We start from the raw sequence: 15624 nt of genomic DNA on the forward strand, positions 1-15624 counted from the left end.
CTACTTGCGGAATTTCGCCTCGAGTTCCCTCAACGTGGCCTGCAGGTCCGCGGGATCGTTGGTCTTGAACACACCCCGGTAGCCGGTCTCGGCGCGCACGACCGCCTCCACCTCGGGGTCGTGGTACAGCTTCGCGAGGGCTACCAGTTTCGGGTTGTCCTTGTCCGCGGCGCGGGCGGCGAAGATATTGATGTACTGCTTCAGCTCCGGCCGCTCGGGGTCATCGGTGAAGATCACTTCTTGGGTGGTCAGACCGGCGGGGCGCGCGAAGGTGTCATCGACGAATGCCGCGTCAGCGCTGTCGAGCGAAGGCGCGGTCAGTGTGGGATCGATGGTGGTCAGGCGCACCTTGGAGGCGGCGGTGTCGACATCCTCGATCTTGGAGTCCCAGCTCGCGCCGCCATGGAGCACGATCAGGCCCGCCGCAGACAGCGCCAGCAGCGGCCGCACCTGGTTGGCCGGATTGTTGCTGAGGGTGATCTGGCCGCCCTTTGGAATGTCGTTGACCGACTTGTGCTTCCGCGAGTAGAGGGTGAGCGGGAAGATCTCGGTGGCGCCGATCGGCACCAGAGTGTCGTTGTTGCGGACGTTGTAATTGGCCAGATACCGCACGTGCTGGAACTTGTTGAGGTCCACCCGTTGCTGCGACAGCGCGGGGTTCGGCTGGTTGTAGTCGGTGAAGTTGACGTACTGGACCGTGATGCCCTGTTCGGCGGCCTTCTTTTTGTAGACCTCCCAGTGCGGCAGCGCGATGTCGTTCACACCGACACGGACCACGTCCGAATTGCGCTCGTCATCACATGCGACCGCACCGGCGGCAAGAGCGAACAGGATCGGGATCACCGCAATACGGCGCAGAACTCGCATTTCTCGCAAACTAGACGCCCGTCCAAGAGTTCGCGAGAGTTTTGCTCAGCACAATTCAAACCGTTGCGGCGCCCCGCGAGACACCGCTTGGATGACCGGGTTCAGAAAGCGCTCGATCGGGCACGGGTCCGTCGGGCGGATGTTGCGACAAGCATTCGGGAGCACGAGTGAAATTCCATCGGGTACTGGCGATCCCGGTCCTGGTTGCCACCGCGGCCCTCACCCTTACGGCGTGCGGCTCCGACGACAAGGCCGCCTCCGACACGGTAGTGCGCATCGGCACCACCGACAAGGACAAGGCCTGGGACGTCTTCGAGCAGAAGGCGAAGGAGCAGGGCATCACCTTGAAGATCACCAACTTCTCGGACTACAAGCAGCCGAACCTCGCGCTGTCGCAAAAGCAGATCGATGTGAATCTGTTCCAGCACCTGCAGTTCCTCGGCGCCTACAACGTCGCGAACAATGCGGATCTGACCCCGATCGGCTCCACCTATATCGTGCCGCTCGGCCTGTACTCCAAGAAGCACAAGACCGTCGCTGATCTGCCGCAGGGCGCCGAGATCGCGATCCCGAACGACCCGACCAATCAGGCGCGGGCGCTGTTCGTGCTGCAGGCCGCGGGTCTGCTGAAGTTGTCGTCGGACACCAAGGCGCCCTCGCCCGCCGATATCGACAAGGGCGCGTCCAAGGTCAAGGTGACCCCGGTCGACGCGGCGCAGACGGCGCTGTCGCTGGCCTCGGTCGACGGATCGATCATCAACAACACCTTCTTGGACCGCTCCGGCATCGACCCCAATTCGGCGCTGTACAAGGACGATCCGAAGAATCCGTCCGCGGAGCCCTACATCAATGCGCTGGTGACAAGGGCCGAGGACAAGAACAACCCGAGGTACCAGAAGCTCGTCGAGCTCTGGCACTCACCCGAGGTGCAGCAGGCCCATTCCGAAGTGACCAAGGGCACGGCGGTCGAGGTGCGGCGCAACGGTCCCGAGCTGGAGCAGATCCTGCAGCGGGTGCAGCAGACCATCCGCGACGGCAAGTGAGCGAGCATCAGGTCCCCGCGGTCGAATTCCGTTCGGTTACCAAGGCTTTCGGCAAAGGCGCAGATCGGCATGTCGCGCTCGACAGCATCGATCTGCGGATCGAAAAGGGTGAGATCTTCGGCGTGATCGGCTATTCCGGTGCGGGCAAGAGCACGCTGGTACGGCTGATCAACGCACTGGAGAAGCCGACGAGCGGCACCGTCGAGGTCTCCGGCACTCCCATCACGGGCGTGCGGGAGGCCGAGGTGCGGCGGATCCGCCGGGACATCGGCATGGTGTTCCAGCAGTTCAACCTGTTCCGATCGCGCACGGCCGCAGGGAATATCGAGTACCCGCTGAAGGTGGCACGCTGGCCGCGGGCCCAGCGCAAGGCGCGCGTCGCCGAACTGCTCGAGTTCGTCGGCCTGTCCGAGAAGGCGCGCAGTTATCCCGATCAGCTCTCCGGTGGCCAGAAGCAGCGCGTCGGCATCGCGCGCGCCCTCGCCACCTCGCCGTCGTTGCTGCTCGCGGACGAATCGACCTCGGCGCTGGACCCGGAGACCACCCAGGAGGTGCTGCGGCTGCTGAAGAAGATCAATCGCGAGCTCGGCGTCACCATCGTGGTCATCACCCACGAGATGGACGTCATCCGCGCGGTGGCCGACCGCGTCGCGGTACTTGCCGAGGGTCGAATCGTGGAGCTGGCCCGCACTTTCGACGTCTTCGCCGACCCACAGGCGACGCCGACCCGGTCGTTCGTCGACACCGTGCTGCACAACCGGCCCAGCGATGAGGAGTTCCGCAGGCTCAGCGAGCTGCACGGCGGCAGGCTGGTCACCGTCGACATCGACGACAAACGCGGGATCGGCGCGGCACTGGCCGCGGCGACCAACGCACAGGTCCGGTTCGAGGTCGTCTACGGCGGGGTGAGCACGTTGCAGGACAAGACGTTCGGCAGCGTCACGCTGGCTTTGCACGGGCCCGACGATGCGGTCGACAAGGTGGTCGACGAACTCGATCGCCGACCGGCCTGAAAGGAGCAAGCATGCATACCGATTGGGACAAACTGCGGCCGGTGCTGCAGGAAGCGATCGGCACCACCGTCTATCTGGTGCTGCTCACCTTCGTGATCGGCGGACTGATCGGGCTGTTCCTCGGGACCGCCCTGTACACCACCCGCAAGGGCGGCCTGCTCGCGAACGCCCCGATCTACTTCCTGCTCAACGTGCTCGTGAATGTGGTACGGCCGATTCCGTTCATCATCCTGCTCGCGGCCCTCGGGCCGGTAACCCTGGAGGTAGTCGGCACCACCATCGGCACCGAGGCTGCCGCCTTCGTCATGATCGTGGCCGCATCGTTCGGCATCGCGCGCATCGTGGAGCAGAATCTGGTCACTGTCGATCCCGGGGTCATCGAGGCGGCACGGGCCGTCGGCGCCGGACCGCTTCGGATCATTCTGACCCTGCTCATCCCGGAGGCACTCGGCCCGCTGGTGCTCGGCTACACCTTCGTGATCGTTGCGATCGTCGATATGTCGGCCATGGCCGGCACCGTCGGCGGCGGTGGGCTCGGCGACTTCGCGCTGGTCTACGGCTATCAGCGGTTCGACTGGCAGGTCACGCTGGTTGCGACGCTGATCATCATCGCGGGTGTTCAGGGCATCCAGTTCTTCGGCAATTTCCTGGCCAGGAAGGTATTGCGCCGCTGAAACATTGATGCGCGCGATGGTCGACCGCGCGTATCAATGGGCTCGTCAGCGCGCGTTCGCTGTGCACTCCGAGGTGACGATCGCGGCGCGGCTCGGCGCCGCGCTGCCGAGGGCGGCCAGCAGCGGTGATGGGTCGGGACCGAGCTGCCCGATCGCGGCCTGCTCCGCCTCCACCCGCGAATACCCGAATGCCCAGGTGTAGTGGCCGTCGCGGACCGCGACAGCACCGCATCCATTGGCGAAGTGCACGATAACTCTGCACTTCGCGGCGCCGCATTCCGACAGCGCCCGCCGATCCGCCTCCTCGTAACTCCCATAGTTGACACCGGATCCGACGACCGCGCCGCGCGATGTGTTCGATATAGCCAGCGACCCGTACAGGTCGCCGGCCGCGCCTGCGGTTCCGGCCCCGAGCGCGACGAACGCGGTCGCAGATGACACGACCAGGCCGAGAGCCGCCTTGCTCGACACTGACATCATGATTTCTCCTGTTTAGTCGAAACAACGTCCAGCGCGATCGTTGTCCACCACTCACGAATTATGCAAACCTTCGCCTCATCGCGATGTCGTTCGATTCCGCAGCGGGACAACATCTCTCCAGTCGGCCGGCCAGTTCACCAGGGCGACGACCAGCATGATCACCAAATGCAGCGGCGCGGAGACCTCCTCGTAGATCGCGCCGTCGTCGATGACGTGCGTGGTCACGGCGCCGGTCAGCACCAGAACCAGCATCGCGGCACCGAGGAATCGAGTCTCCCTGCGCGGCACCACCAGCAGCACGGCAGCGATCAGTTCCACCCCACCGACGACAAATCGCATGTTCGGGTCGAAACCCCACTCGGCGAACTTCTCCGAGTACGCCGGGCCGAAGAAGGTCGGCCCGGGCCAGAACTTCGTGGCGAACCCGATGACGAATTCGAACGCGAGAAACCAGTAGACGGCCGAGCCGAGCCGAGCCGATCGTGAACGTTGCGGCATGTTGTTCCTCCGGAGGAGTGTGTCGCCACGCGGCGCGACGACGACGGGTAGATCCCGTCACCGCAATGACCGTGGGAGGCCCGAAGATGTGACAGCCGCAGATTCCGACTCAGAACCAGCGCGCCAGCAGCGTGGCCACCCCACCCTGGTGACCGGTGGACAGACTTCGTCGGCAACCGCGCAGACCACCGCCGGCGCCTCGCCCATGGCGACGCCGTGCGCAGCCCACGCCAGCATCTCGAGATCGTTGGTGCCGTCGCCGACGGCGAGCGTGTCGTCGGCCGAAACACCCAGACGCCTTCGGAACACTCGAATAGCCAGCGAGCGGCGCTACCCGCCATTCGGCGCGGTAGTGCTCCGGATACAGAACGGCTGGCACGGACCCGACGTGGACGGCACGGTCGTCGTCGACCCGTCCTCGAAATCATCGGTGCTCACCAACACCAGCACCAGCACGGCGAAAAACAGCACAGCGGCAAGAATGATCACGACCCACCCCCAGCGCGGCTGACGGTCCCTCGAGAACTCGTGGATTTCCAACCAGAACATCGCCCGCTTCTTCCGACTCCGCCCCATCATCGCAGGCCCACGGTGCGGCTTCAGCACGAGTGGCACAAGATTGCGGCAAACGTGAGAAGTACTCCCCTGGTGTGGCCTCGCCGGATGATCGACCCCGGAATGCACAACGCCCCGACCACGGGGTCGGGGCGTTGCGAGCGGGTATCCGGTCAGACGGTGAAGCCGAGGGCGCGGAGCTGTTCGCGGCCGTCTTCGGTGATCTTGTCGGGGCCCCACGGGGGCATCCATACCCAGTTGATCTTGAGGTCCTCGACGAGGCCGCTGCGCACGAGTGCGTTGCGGGACTGGTCCTCGATGACGTCGGTCAGCGGGCAGGCCGCCGAGGTGAGGGTCATGTCCAGGATGGCGATTTCGTCCTGGACGGCCAGGCCGTAGACCAGGCCGAGGTCGACCACGTTGATGCCGAGTTCGGGGTCGACGACGTCGCGCATCGCCTCCTCGAGATCCTCGAGGCGCTTGATGTCTTCCGCAGACAGCTCGACCTGTTCAGCCTGTTCGGCGGATTCGGTTACCGGTGTCTCGCTCATGCCGTTTCCCCATTCGTTGGCAATCCATTGCCCATCGGACGCTTGGCTTCCTCGGCGGAGGCTATTCGGACCACCGCGTCCTTGAACGCCATCCAACCGAGCAAAGCGCACTTCACCCGAGCCGGATACTTGGCGACGCCCGCGAAGGCGATACCGTCACCGATCATGTCCTCGTCGCCCTCGACCGTGCCGCGGCTCGCGACCATCTCGTTGAACGAGTCGACCACCTTCAGCGCCTGCTGCAGCGGCAGGCCGATGACCTGATCGGTGAGCACCGAGGTCGACGCCTGAGAGATCGAACAGCCCTGACCGTCGTAGGAGACGTCGGCGACGTCACCATTGTCGTCGAGCTGCACGCGCAGGGTCACCTCGTCACCGCAGGTCGGGTTCACGTGGTGCACCTCGGCACCGAACGGTTCCCGCAGCCCGCGGTGATGCGGGTGTTTGTAGTGGTCCAGGATCACTTCCTGGTACATCTGCTCCATGCGCATGTTTTATCCAACCCCGAAGAAGCTCTGAGCCTTCCGCACTGCGGCTACCAGCTTGTCTACCTCGTCGAGGGTGTTGTAAACCGCAAAGGAGGCGCGCGCTGTCGCAGGCACGCCGAGGCGGCGCATCAGCGGCCACGCGCAGTGGTGACCCACTCGGATGGCGACGCCTTCGTCGTCCAGGATCTGGCCGACATCGTGCGCGTGGATGCCGTCGACCACGAACGACACCGCGCCGCCGCGGTCGACGTTCTCGGTCGGTCCGACGATCCGCACGCCGTCGATGGCGCCGAGTCCGGCCAGCGCCGCGTCGACGAGCGTGTGCTCATGTGCGGCAACGGCTTCCATGCCGATTGCCTCGAGATACCGCACCGCGGCACCGAGTCCGACCACCTGCGAGGTCATCGGCACGCCCGCCTCGAACCGCTGCGGCGGCGGGGCGAAGGTGCTCGCCTCCATGGTGACGGTCTCGATCATCGAGCCACCGGTGATGAACGGCGGGGTCTCCTCCAGCAGCGCGCGGCGGCCGAAGAGCACACCGACACCGGAAGGTCCGAGCATCTTGTGACCGGAGAACGCGGCGAAATCGATGCCGAGCTCGCGGAAGTCCACCGGCATGTGCGGCACCGACTGGCAGGCGTCCAGCACCGTGAGAGCGCCGACTTCTTTTGCCCGGCGCACCAATTCGGCCACCGGCGCGATCGAGCCGGTGACATTCGACTGATGCGTGAACGCGACAACCTTGGTGGCGGGCGACAATTCGAGCGAATCGAGATCGATCCGGCCGTCGTCGGTGATGCCGTACCACTTCAGCGTCGCGCCCGTGCGGCGCGCGAGCTCCTGCCACGGAACAAGATTCGCGTGGTGCTCGAGCTCGGTGATGACGATCTCGTCGCCGGGACCGACGTGGTACGGGAACCGGCTGTCGGCGAAGGAGTACGTCACCAGGTTCAGTGATTCGGTCGCGTTCTTGGTGAAAACGATCTCACCGGCGTGCACGCCGACGAACCTGGCGATATCGGCCCTGGCATCCTCGTAGGCGTCGGTCGCCTCCTCGGCCAGCTGGTGCGCGCCGCGATGCACCGCCGAATTGTGCTGGACCAGGAATTCGCGTTCCGCGTCCAGGACCGCGACGGGCCGCTGCGAGGTCGCGCCGGAGTCCAGGTACACCAACGGTTTCCCATCCCGAACCGTACGGCTCAGGATCGGGAAATCGGCCCGGATGCGGGCCACGTCGAGTGCGGGGACCGTGGCGGTCATATCAGGCTCCTGCGGTAGCAGACTGGGTGAAGCGGACGTAGCCGTTCGCGTCGAGTTCGTCGGCCAGTTCCGAACCACCCTCGGCGACGATGCGGCCACCGACGAAGACGTGCACGAACTCCGGCTTGATGTAGCGCAGAATGCGGGTGTAGTGCGTGATCAGCAGCACGCCGCCGTTCTCGCGCTCCTTGTAGCGGTTGACGCCCTCGGACACGATGCGCAGCGCGTCGACGTCCAGTCCGGAGTCGGTCTCGTCGAGGATGGCGATCTTCGGCTTGAGCAGGCCGAGCTGCAGGATCTCGTGACGCTTCTTCTCGCCACCGGAGAAGCCCTCGTTCACATTGCGTTCCGCGAAGGCGGCGTCGATCTCGAGCTCGCTCATCGACTCCTTGACTTCCTTCACCCAGTGCCGCAGCTTGGGGGCCTCACCGCGGACGGCGGTGACAGCGGTACGCAGGAAGTTCGACGTGGAGACGCCGGGCACCTCGACCGGGTACTGCATGGCAAGGAACAGGCCCGCACGCGCACGCTCGTCGACGGACATCGTGAGGACGTCCTCGCCGTCGAGGGTGATCGAACCGGAGGTCACCGTGTACTTGGGATGGCCGGCGATCGCGTACGACAAGGTCGACTTGCCGGAGCCGTTGGGGCCCATGATGGCGTGCGTCTCACCGGACTTGATGGTGAGATCCACGCCCTTCAGGATCTTGATGGGCTCACCGGACTCGTCCGGGTTGGCAACCTCGACGTGCAGGTCCTTGATTTCCAGGGTGGTCATCGAATTCGAGTTCCTTTGTGGGGGTGAGTGGTTCGGGATCAGACGCCGACAGCGGCGAGCTCGGCCTCGATGGCCGACTCCAGCCGCTCCCGGATCTGGGGGACCGCGATCTTCTGGATGATTTCTTGGAAAAAGCCGCGCACCACCAGGCGTCGCGCCACATCCTCCGGAATACCACGGGAGCGCAGGTAGAACAGCTGCTCGTCGTCGAAACGGCCGGTAGCACTTGCGTGACCCGCGCCGACGATCTCGCCGGTCTCGATCTCCAGGTTCGGCACCGAGTCTGCGCGCGCGCCGTCGGTGAGCACCAGGTTGCGGTTCACCTCGAAGGTGTCGGTACCGTCGGCGGCCGCACGGATCAGCACATCGCCGATCCACACGGTGCGGGCGTCACCCTTGGGCGAATGCGGATCTCCCTGCAGCGCACCCTTGTACAGCACGTTCGACTTGCACTTCGGCTGCGAGTGGTCGACGAGCAAGCGCTGCTCGAAGTGCTGGCCCGCGTCGGCGAAGTAGAGGCCGAGCAGTTCGGCGTCGCCGCCGGGGCCCGCGTAGCGGACGGTTCCACTGAGGCGAACCAGGTCACCGCCAAGCGTGACCGCGATGTGGCGCAGCGTGGCGTCGCGGCCGAGCAGCGCGTGGTGTGCGGTCGCATTCACGGCGTCGTCGGCCCAGTCCTGGACCGCGACGACGGTCAGCTTCGCGCTGTCACCGAGCACGAATTCCACGTTCTCGGCGTAGGTTCCGCTGCCGCGCTGGTCGATGACCACAGTGGCCGTGGCGAAGTTGGCCAGCCGGATCTGCAAGTGACCGTAGGCGGTCATACCCTCGCCGGGACCGGTGACCGTGACGATCACCGGTTCTGCGACCTCGGTCTCCGCACCGACCGACACGATGGTCGCCGACTCGAAGCCCGAGTACGCCTGGGCGGCAACGCGATCCGACGGCACGCCGGCCTCGCCGAGGCGAGAGTCGGTGCGCGCCACGGTCTCCACGTTCACATCGGCGACCGAGCTGACCTCGACCGTGGCCTGTCCGTCGCGCACCGCAGTGCCGTCGTGCAGGCCGCGCAGTCGACGCAACGGCGTGAACCGCCACGCCTCATCCTTGGACGAGGGCACCTCGAAGGCGTTCACGTCGTAGGAGGTGAACACCTCACCCTTGTTGGTCGCGGAGCCGGCGCCCGGGTTCTGAATCGGCTTGGCCGTAGGGTTCTCGCCCTCGACCGCTCCAACAACGCCAGTCGCCATCAGCCGACGGCCCCTTCCATCTGCAGCTCGATGAGCCGGTTCAATTCCAGTGCGTATTCCATTGGCAGTTCCTTGGCGATGGGCTCGACGAACCCGCGCACCACCATCGCCATGGCCTCGTCCTCGGTCATGCCGCGGCTCATCAGGTAGAACAGCTGGTCCTCGGACACCTTCGACACGGTGGCCTCGTGGCCCATCGTCACGTCGTCCTCACGGATGTCGACGTAGGGGTAGGTATCCGAGCGGCTGATCGTATCGACAAGCAGCGCATCACATTTCACGGTCGACTTGGAGCCGTGCGCGCCCTTGTTGACCTGAACGAGGCCGCGGTAGGAGGCCCGGCCACCGCCGCGCGCCACCGACTTGCTGATGATGGTCGAGGAGGTGTGCGGCGCCAGGTGCAGCATCTTCGCGCCGGTGTCCTGGTGCTGACCCGGACCGGCGAACGCCACCGAGAGCACCTCACCGCGGGCGTACTCGCCGGTCATCCACACGGCCGGGTACTTCATGGTGACCTTGGAGCCGATGTTCCCGTCGACCCACTCCATGGTCGCGCCCGCCTCGGCCTTGGCCCGCTTGGTGACCAGGTTGTAGACGTTGTTCGACCAGTTCTGGATCGTGGTGTAGCGGCAGCGGCCGCCCTTCTTCACGATGATCTCGACGACCGCGGAGTGCAGCGAGTCCGACTTGTAGATCGGCGCGGTGCAGCCCTCGACGTAGTGCACGTAGGCGTCTTCGTCGACGACGATCAGGGTGCGCTCGAACTGGCCCATGTTCTCGGTGTTGATCCGGAAGTAGGCCTGCAGCGGGATGTCGACGTGCACGCCCGGCGGCACGTAGATGAACGAGCCACCCGACCACACGGCGGAGTTCAGCGCGGAGAACTTGTTGTCGCCGGCCGGGATCACCGTGCCGAAGTACTTCTGGAACAGCTCCGGCTGCTCCTTCAGTGCGGTGTCGGTGTCGAGGAAGATGACACCCTGCTTCTCCAGGTCCTCACGGATGGAGTGGTAGACGACCTCGGACTCGTACTGTGCCGCGACACCGGAGACCAGGCGCTGCTTCTCCGCCTCGGGGATGCCGAGCTTGTCGTAGGTGTTCTTGATGTCCTCGGGCAGGTCTTCCCAGGTCTCGGCCTGCTTCTCGCTGGAACGCACGAAGTACTTGATGTTGTCGAAGTCGATGCCATCGAGGTTGGAACCCCAGTTCGGCATGGGCTTGCGATCGAAGATGCGCAGTGACTTGAGGCGGTAGTCCAGCATCCAGTCCGGCTCGCTCTTCTTCGCCGAGATGTCGCGGACAACCTCCTCGGAGAGGCCTCGTTGCGCGCTGGCACCGGCCACATCCGAGTCGGCCCAGCCGTAACCGTATTTGCCCAGTGAAGCGATGGTCTCTTCCTGAGTGAGCGGTTGCACCTGGTCGGTGGTTGTCGTCATTCGGCACTCCTTCCGGAGTCGTTCGTACGTCCCGCTGCGGGCTGTGCAGCGGTTGATGGAGAAGCTGACTTCATATCGGTAATAGGGGGAACGAACAGCGGCACGTGGGTGGTGCACGCACAATCGCCGTTGGCGATCGTCGCAAGTCGTTGCACGTGGGTTCCGAGCAGGTCCCGGAAAGCCTCCAGCTCGGCCTCGCACAGCTGCGGGAATTCCTCCGCCACATGGGAGACCGGGCAGTGGTGCTGGCAGATCTGCACGCCCGCGCCCACTTTGCGGGTGGTCGCGGCGAAACCGGCGTCGGTGAACGCCTCGGCGATCTCGCCTGCCTTCGCAGTGGTCGTCTCCGGCGTGTGCTCACCGACGGGCTCGATGCCTGCCACGATGGTGCGCGCCCGCTTGCGTGCGAACTCGGTGATGGCCTGATCGCCGCCGATCTCACCGAGCTGCCGAATAGCCGCGCCGGCCAGGTCGTCGTAGGCATGCCCCAACCGGCCGCGGCCCACGGAGGTGAGCTGGTACTGCTTGGCGGGCCGACCGCGGCCCTTCTGCTGCCAGGGCGCCGACCGGCTGGCCCTGGCCTGACCGGAGTCGATGAGCGCATCGAGATGGCGACGGACCCCGGCCGGGGTCAAGCCCAGCTTGGTTCCGATGGCGGTCGCGGTGATCGGTCCGTCTTCCAGCAGCAGCTGGACGATGGCTGCCCGCGTATGCCCCTCACCGCTCGGGACGAGGGTCGCAGGCGCGGCCGACGACGCAGCACCGGTACGGCGACCGGCTCTGGAGTCCTCGTCATGCGGCAAACCCACGGTTTTCACAACACCAGTGTGGCGGAATTCCTTCCCGGAATCTAATAAGGGTGCCCTGACCCAGAGGGCTCGTGACCTGCCGATGAATCCCATGGAGCCCGACAATCACGCGATTCTTCGCCAGCCAGATGTTCGCCACGAGATTTGGAGCTCGCAACTGTGATCGATCGCACTGCGCCTCGCTGCCGAACATCCGCGCAATCAACTGTGAAAACAGGGATTCGACCGAGTGGGAATCACCGGTATCCGAATATTCGCCAACGCCTGTGCGATCACTCAAATGACGATCACTGCGACACTGGCCACAGCATCCAGCGCGGGCTTCCCATCGGTGGCTGGTGCGACCGTGCCCCGCCGGGCGAAGAACCCCGCCGCCGCGGCCCCTCGATCCACCGCCTCGATTCCGAAACCATGCCGCCAATTCTGCTCCACCGACGCTGGCCAACAGCTCGGAATAGTCGGCCGCCGTCCGCCACGGTGAGGGCACCCGCATTCCTCTAGGCTTCGTCTCGTGGCGGTACTCGACAGCGCGCGGCGCAGCACAAAGGCACTCGGACGCCGGGTACTCGGGCTCGACGCGCCTGCCGCCGATCACACTGTCGCGGTTCTGCATCGCGACGAATCAGAGGTCCCGGAGCTCGACCGCCGGGAGATGGCGCAGCTCGATCGGATCCGCCTGCTGGGCGCGACCGGGACGGTGCTGATGGTGATCAGCGCGCTCGGCGTCGGAGCCCAGCCGGTGCTGCAGAATCCCACCTCGGGCATCCGCATCATCGCGATCTTCGGGCGCGCGCACACCGGGTCGCTGGCGGTGTGCATGGTCGGCACCACGATGGTGGTGCTCGCGTGGCTGCTGCTCGGCCGTTTCGCGGTCGGCGGTCTGGGTGGCTCGCCCCTGCACCGGCTGACCCGCTCGCAGCTCGACCGCACGCTGCTGCTGTGGATCCTGCCGCTGTGTATCGCGCCGCCGCTGTTCAGCAACGACGTGTATTCCTATCTGGCACAGAGCGAGATCGCCGCGCGCGGCATCGACCCCTATGAGATGGGGCCGGCCCAGGCACTCGGAAACGACAATGTGCTGACCAGAAATGTCCCGAACATCTGGCGCGAGACGCCGGCACCGTACGGCCCGCTATTCCTGTGGATGGGACGCGGCATCGCCGCGCTGACCGGCGACAACATCATCATGGGCGTCTGGATGCACCGAATCCTCGCGCTGGCCGGAGTCGCGCTGATCGTCTGGGCGCTGCCGCGGCTGTCGGCGCGCTGCGGGGTGGCGCCGGTGAGCGCGCTGTGGCTCGGCGCGGCCAACCCGCTGGTGCTGTTCCATCTCGTCGGCGGCGTGCACAACGATGCGCTGATGCTCGGGCTGATGCTCGCGGGTCTGGAGCTCTGCCTGCGCGCGATCGACATCGAACCGTTCGACGGACGGGCCTACGCGCTGCTGATCGGCGGGGCGGTGGTCATCACCTTGTCCTCGTCGATCAAGGTCACCTCGATTGTCACGATGGGATTCGTCTGGGTCGCGCTGGCCCGCAAATGGGGCGGCGGTATGCGCTCGCTCGTCATCTCCGCCGCGCTACTCGGCGCAATCGCGCTCAGCACCACAGCTTTGATCAGTTCACTGAGCGGCCTCGGGTTCGGCTGGATCCATACGCTCAATACCGCGAGCGCGGTGCGCAGCTGGATGTCGCTGCCCACCGCAGTCGGCATTGTCACCGGATTCGGCGGCGTGCTGCTCGGCCTCGGCGACCACACCACAGCGATGCTGAGCATCACCCGGCCGATCGCGGCAGTGGTCGCGGCGTTTGTGACGGTGCGCATGCTGGTCGCCGCCGGAACCGGGCGACTGCATCCGGTCGGAGCGCTCGGTGTCTCGCTCGGCGCCATCGTGCTGCTGTTCCCGGTGGTGCAACCTTGGTATCTGCTGTGGGCGATCGTGCCGTTGGCAGCATGGGCGACCCGGCCGATATTCCGCGTGCCCGCCATCCTGTTCTCGGCGATCGTCAGCGTGCTGCAGATGCCGCGCGGCGGGGAGTTCGAGGTCTTCCAGATCGTCGGCTCGGCGATCGTCACCGTGATCGTGGGCCTGCTCTTCATCGTGATCACCCGCAATGCGCTACCGTGGCGTGGCCAGTCGGGGGTGTCGGCTCCGTCACAGCAGCCGACGTCCTACGGTGTCTCATCGTGACCGCAGCCTCCGGACCCGCCGTACACATCGACGGCGTCGTCAAGCGTTACGGCGAGACCACCGCGGTCGACGGGATCAGCTTCGATGTCGAGCAGGCACAGGTGCTCGCACTGCTCGGCCCGAACGGCGCAGGCAAGACCACCACCGTCGAAATGTGCGAAGGCTTCGTGACGCCGGACGCCGGGTCGGTGCGGGTGCTCGGCCTGGATCCGATCGCCGACTCCGACCGTCTTCGGCCGCGCATCGGCGTGATGCTGCAGGGCGGCGGCGCCTACCCTGGCGCGCGGGCGGGCGAAATGCTCGACCTGGTCGCGGCCTATTCCGCCGACCCGATCGACCCCGATTGGCTACTGAAAACCCTCGGCCTGCAAGACAACCGGCGCACCCCGTACCGCCGTCTTTCCGGCGGGCAGCAACAACGACTCGCGCTGGCGTGTGCGCTGGTCGGCAAGCCGGAGATCGTGTTCCTCGACGAACCGACCGCAGGCCTGGACGCCCAGGCCAGGCTGATCGTGTGGGAGCTGATCGACGCGCTGCGCCGCGACGGGGTCACCGTCCTGCTCACCACACACCTGATGGACGAGGCCGAACAGCTCGCCGACCAGCTGGTGATCATCGACCACGGCAGCATCGTCGCCGCCGGTACGCCCGCCGAGGTGACCGCGCACGGCGCCGCCGGACAGCTACGCTTCTCCGCCCCACCGAAACTCGATCTCGAACTGTTGAAAACGGCACTGCCGGAAGGTTTCTCGCCGCGCGAGACGACGCCGGGCTGCTACTTGGTCGAGGGCGAGATCAATCCACAGGTGCTGGCGACGGTGACCGCGTGGTGTGCCAGGGTCAACGTGCTCGCCACCGACATCCGGATCGACCAGCGCCGCCTCGAAGACGTCTTCCTGGAACTCACCGGACGGGACCTACGCGGATGAACCAGCCCGATCTCGTCGGAAACCGGTTCGCACCCGGCACCTTCACCCCCGACTCGCGCCCCAACAGCTGGGCCTCCATGATGCGTGCGCAGACCAGACTCGAGCTGATCCTGTTGCTGCGCAATGGCGAACAACTGCTGTTGACCATGTTCATCCCGATCACGCTGCTGGTCGGGCTGTCCCTGCTCCCCTTCGGCGATCTGGGCGAGGACCGGGTGAACAAGCTCGTGCCCGCGGTCATGATGGTGGCCGTGATGTCCACCGCGTTCACCGGGCAGGCCATCGCGGTCGGCTTCGATCGTCGCTATGGCGCGCTCAAACGTCTCGGCGCGACCGCGCTGCCCCGCTGGGGCATCGTCGGCGGCAAGTGCGCGGCGGTGCTGATCGTGGTGGTATTGCAGGCCATCCTGCTCGGCATCATCGGCTTCGCGCTCGGTTGGCGGCCCGATCTCGCCGGACTCGCGCTCGGCGCGCTGGTGATCGCACTGGGCACCGCGACTTTCGCGGCGATGGGGCTGCTGCTCGGCGGCACCCTCAAGGCGGAAATCGTGCTCGCGCTCGCCAATATCCTGTGGTTCGTGATGCTCGGTGTCGCCAGCATCGTCTTCGCCTCCGACGACCTGCCGACCGCGGTGAACGTGCTGGCCAGGCTTGTCCCCTCGGGTGCGCTCGCGGTCACTCTCGAAGACGCTATGCGCAGCAGTGTCGACTGGTTCGGAATCGCGGTCCTCGCCGCGTGGGGCGCGGTGTCCGCGCTCCTGGCAACCCGTTTCTTCCGCTTCGACTGAGTTGCACAACGACA

Annotated in this window: 18 protein-coding genes; 6 read left to right on the forward strand and 12 right to left on the reverse strand. The window is 65.7% G+C overall.

Annotation, left to right across the window (positions count from 1 at the left end; genetic code table 11):
• Positions 1 to 867 (reverse strand): MetQ/NlpA family ABC transporter substrate-binding protein, encoded by an 867-nt coding sequence (locus OHA42_RS29105; protein ID WP_406230981.1) that lies wholly within the window; start codon positions 865 to 867, stop codon positions 1 to 3.
• A 167-nt stretch (positions 868 to 1034) separates the two neighbouring features.
• Here OHA42_RS29105 and OHA42_RS29110 point away from each other — a divergent pair, with 167 nt between their 5' ends.
• From OHA42_RS29110 to OHA42_RS29120, 3 genes are read left to right on the forward strand one after another with little or no spacing between them, the layout of a single operon-like run.
• Complete coding sequence (locus OHA42_RS29110; RefSeq protein ID WP_406230982.1) at positions 1035 to 1910, forward strand: MetQ/NlpA family ABC transporter substrate-binding protein; 876 nt, start codon at positions 1035 to 1037, stop codon at positions 1908 to 1910.
• The gene (locus tag OHA42_RS29115) at positions 1907 to 2923 is read left to right on the forward strand and encodes a methionine ABC transporter ATP-binding protein (RefSeq protein WP_406230983.1); all 1017 of its coding nucleotides are present in this window, start codon (positions 1907 to 1909) and stop codon (positions 2921 to 2923) included. The genes OHA42_RS29110 and OHA42_RS29115 overlap by 4 nt, the downstream gene beginning before the upstream one ends.
• A gap of 11 nt (positions 2924 to 2934) precedes the next feature.
• On the forward strand, positions 2935 to 3597 hold the full coding sequence (locus OHA42_RS29120; protein WP_328402849.1) for a methionine ABC transporter permease: 663 nt from the start codon (positions 2935 to 2937) through the stop codon (positions 3595 to 3597).
• Positions 3598 to 3642: 45 nt separating this feature from the next.
• On the opposite strand, the gene OHA42_RS29125 is transcribed toward OHA42_RS29120, so the two are convergent.
• The 11 genes from OHA42_RS29125 to OHA42_RS29175 form a co-directional block, all read right to left on the reverse strand.
• Positions 3643 to 4077 (reverse strand): DUF4189 domain-containing protein, encoded by a 435-nt coding sequence (locus OHA42_RS29125; RefSeq protein WP_406230984.1) that lies wholly within the window; start codon positions 4075 to 4077, stop codon positions 3643 to 3645.
• 75 nt (positions 4078 to 4152) lie between these two features.
• Positions 4153 to 4575, reverse strand: coding sequence for a DoxX family protein (locus tag OHA42_RS29130; protein ID WP_406230985.1), 423 nt, complete (start codon positions 4573 to 4575; stop codon positions 4153 to 4155).
• Positions 4576 to 4632: 57 nt separating this feature from the next.
• Complete coding sequence (locus OHA42_RS29135; protein WP_406230986.1) at positions 4633 to 4884, reverse strand: HAD family hydrolase; 252 nt, start codon at positions 4882 to 4884, stop codon at positions 4633 to 4635.
• A gap of 21 nt (positions 4885 to 4905) precedes the next feature.
• A complete protein-coding gene (locus OHA42_RS29140) occupies positions 4906 to 5124 on the reverse strand; it encodes a hypothetical protein (RefSeq protein ID WP_406230987.1) in 219 nt (72 codons plus the stop codon).
• Positions 5125 to 5303: 179 nt separating this feature from the next.
• Positions 5304 to 5681, reverse strand: coding sequence for a metal-sulfur cluster assembly factor (locus tag OHA42_RS29145; RefSeq protein WP_406230988.1), 378 nt, complete (start codon positions 5679 to 5681; stop codon positions 5304 to 5306).
• The gene (gene sufU / locus OHA42_RS29150; protein ID WP_328402859.1) at positions 5678 to 6172 is read right to left on the reverse strand and encodes a Fe-S cluster assembly sulfur transfer protein SufU; all 495 of its coding nucleotides are present in this window, start codon (positions 6170 to 6172) and stop codon (positions 5678 to 5680) included. Before sufU ends, OHA42_RS29145 begins: the two co-directional genes overlap by 4 nt.
• 3 nt (positions 6173 to 6175) lie before the next feature.
• Complete coding sequence (locus OHA42_RS29155; protein WP_406230989.1) at positions 6176 to 7429, reverse strand: cysteine desulfurase; 1254 nt, start codon at positions 7427 to 7429, stop codon at positions 6176 to 6178.
• Between the two features lies 1 nt (position 7430).
• Entirely contained in the window at positions 7431 to 8207 is a 777-nt protein-coding gene (gene sufC / locus OHA42_RS29160; RefSeq protein WP_406230990.1) for a Fe-S cluster assembly ATPase SufC, read from the reverse strand.
• Positions 8208 to 8245: 38 nt separating this feature from the next.
• Positions 8246 to 9457: a Fe-S cluster assembly protein SufD gene (gene sufD, locus OHA42_RS29165; protein WP_406230991.1), complete on the reverse strand. Its 1212-nt coding sequence runs from the start codon at positions 9455 to 9457 to the stop codon at positions 8246 to 8248.
• Positions 9457 to 10893 (reverse strand): Fe-S cluster assembly protein SufB, encoded by a 1437-nt coding sequence (gene sufB, locus OHA42_RS29170; protein WP_406230992.1) that lies wholly within the window; start codon positions 10891 to 10893, stop codon positions 9457 to 9459. Before sufB ends, sufD begins: the two co-directional genes overlap by 1 nt.
• Complete coding sequence (locus OHA42_RS29175) at positions 10890 to 11795, reverse strand: helix-turn-helix transcriptional regulator (protein WP_406230993.1); 906 nt, start codon at positions 11793 to 11795, stop codon at positions 10890 to 10892. The genes sufB and OHA42_RS29175 overlap by 4 nt, the downstream gene beginning before the upstream one ends.
• 418 nt (positions 11796 to 12213) lie before the next feature.
• Here OHA42_RS29175 and mptB point away from each other — a divergent pair, with 418 nt between their 5' ends.
• From mptB to OHA42_RS29190, 3 genes are read left to right on the forward strand one after another with little or no spacing between them, the layout of a single operon-like run.
• Entirely contained in the window at positions 12214 to 13893 is a 1680-nt protein-coding gene (gene mptB / locus OHA42_RS29180) for a polyprenol phosphomannose-dependent alpha 1,6 mannosyltransferase MptB (RefSeq protein ID WP_406230994.1), read from the forward strand.
• Positions 13890 to 14822 (forward strand): ABC transporter ATP-binding protein, encoded by a 933-nt coding sequence (locus OHA42_RS29185; protein WP_406230995.1) that lies wholly within the window; start codon positions 13890 to 13892, stop codon positions 14820 to 14822. Before mptB ends, OHA42_RS29185 begins: the two co-directional genes overlap by 4 nt.
• Positions 14819 to 15610, forward strand: a complete 792-nt coding sequence (locus OHA42_RS29190) for an ABC transporter permease (protein WP_406230996.1) — start codon at positions 14819 to 14821, stop codon at positions 15608 to 15610. Before OHA42_RS29185 ends, OHA42_RS29190 begins: the two co-directional genes overlap by 4 nt.
• Positions 15611 to 15624: the final 14 nt, after the last annotated feature.

It is taken from the genome of Nocardia sp. NBC_01009 (genome assembly GCF_045208035.1).
GTDB lineage: Bacteria > Actinomycetota > Actinomycetes > Mycobacteriales > Mycobacteriaceae > Nocardia.

What these genes read in the sequence shown, in the direction of transcription:
- OHA42_RS29190 (WP_406230996.1), top strand. Translation starts at nt 14,819, where the DNA reads ATGAACCAGCCCGATCTCGTCGGAAACCGGTTCGCACCCGGCACCTTC.
- OHA42_RS29130 (WP_406230985.1), bottom strand. Translation starts at nt 4,575, where the DNA reads ATGCCGCAACGTTCACGATCGGCTCGGCTCGGCTCGGCCGTCTACTGG.
- OHA42_RS29140 (WP_406230987.1), bottom strand. Translation starts at nt 5,124, where the DNA reads ATGTTCTGGTTGGAAATCCACGAGTTCTCGAGGGACCGTCAGCCGCGC.
- OHA42_RS29145 (WP_406230988.1), bottom strand. Translation starts at nt 5,681, where the DNA reads ATGAGCGAGACACCGGTAACCGAATCCGCCGAACAGGCTGAACAGGTC.
- sufC (WP_406230990.1), bottom strand. Translation starts at nt 8,207, where the DNA reads ATGACCACCCTGGAAATCAAGGACCTGCACGTCGAGGTTGCCAACCCG.
- OHA42_RS29175 (WP_406230993.1), bottom strand. Translation starts at nt 11,795, where the DNA reads ATGGGATTCATCGGCAGGTCACGAGCCCTCTGGGTCAGGGCACCCTTA.
- OHA42_RS29120 (WP_328402849.1), top strand. Translation starts at nt 2,935, where the DNA reads ATGCATACCGATTGGGACAAACTGCGGCCGGTGCTGCAGGAAGCGATC.
- OHA42_RS29105 (WP_406230981.1), bottom strand. Translation starts at nt 867, where the DNA reads ATGCGAGTTCTGCGCCGTATTGCGGTGATCCCGATCCTGTTCGCTCTT.
- OHA42_RS29125 (WP_406230984.1), bottom strand. Translation starts at nt 4,077, where the DNA reads ATGATGTCAGTGTCGAGCAAGGCGGCTCTCGGCCTGGTCGTGTCATCT.
- sufB (WP_406230992.1), bottom strand. Translation starts at nt 10,893, where the DNA reads ATGACGACAACCACCGACCAGGTGCAACCGCTCACTCAGGAAGAGACC.
- sufD (WP_406230991.1), bottom strand. Translation starts at nt 9,457, where the DNA reads ATGGCGACTGGCGTTGTTGGAGCGGTCGAGGGCGAGAACCCTACGGCC.
- sufU (WP_328402859.1), bottom strand. Translation starts at nt 6,172, where the DNA reads ATGCGCATGGAGCAGATGTACCAGGAAGTGATCCTGGACCACTACAAA.
- OHA42_RS29155 (WP_406230989.1), bottom strand. Translation starts at nt 7,429, where the DNA reads ATGACCGCCACGGTCCCCGCACTCGACGTGGCCCGCATCCGGGCCGAT.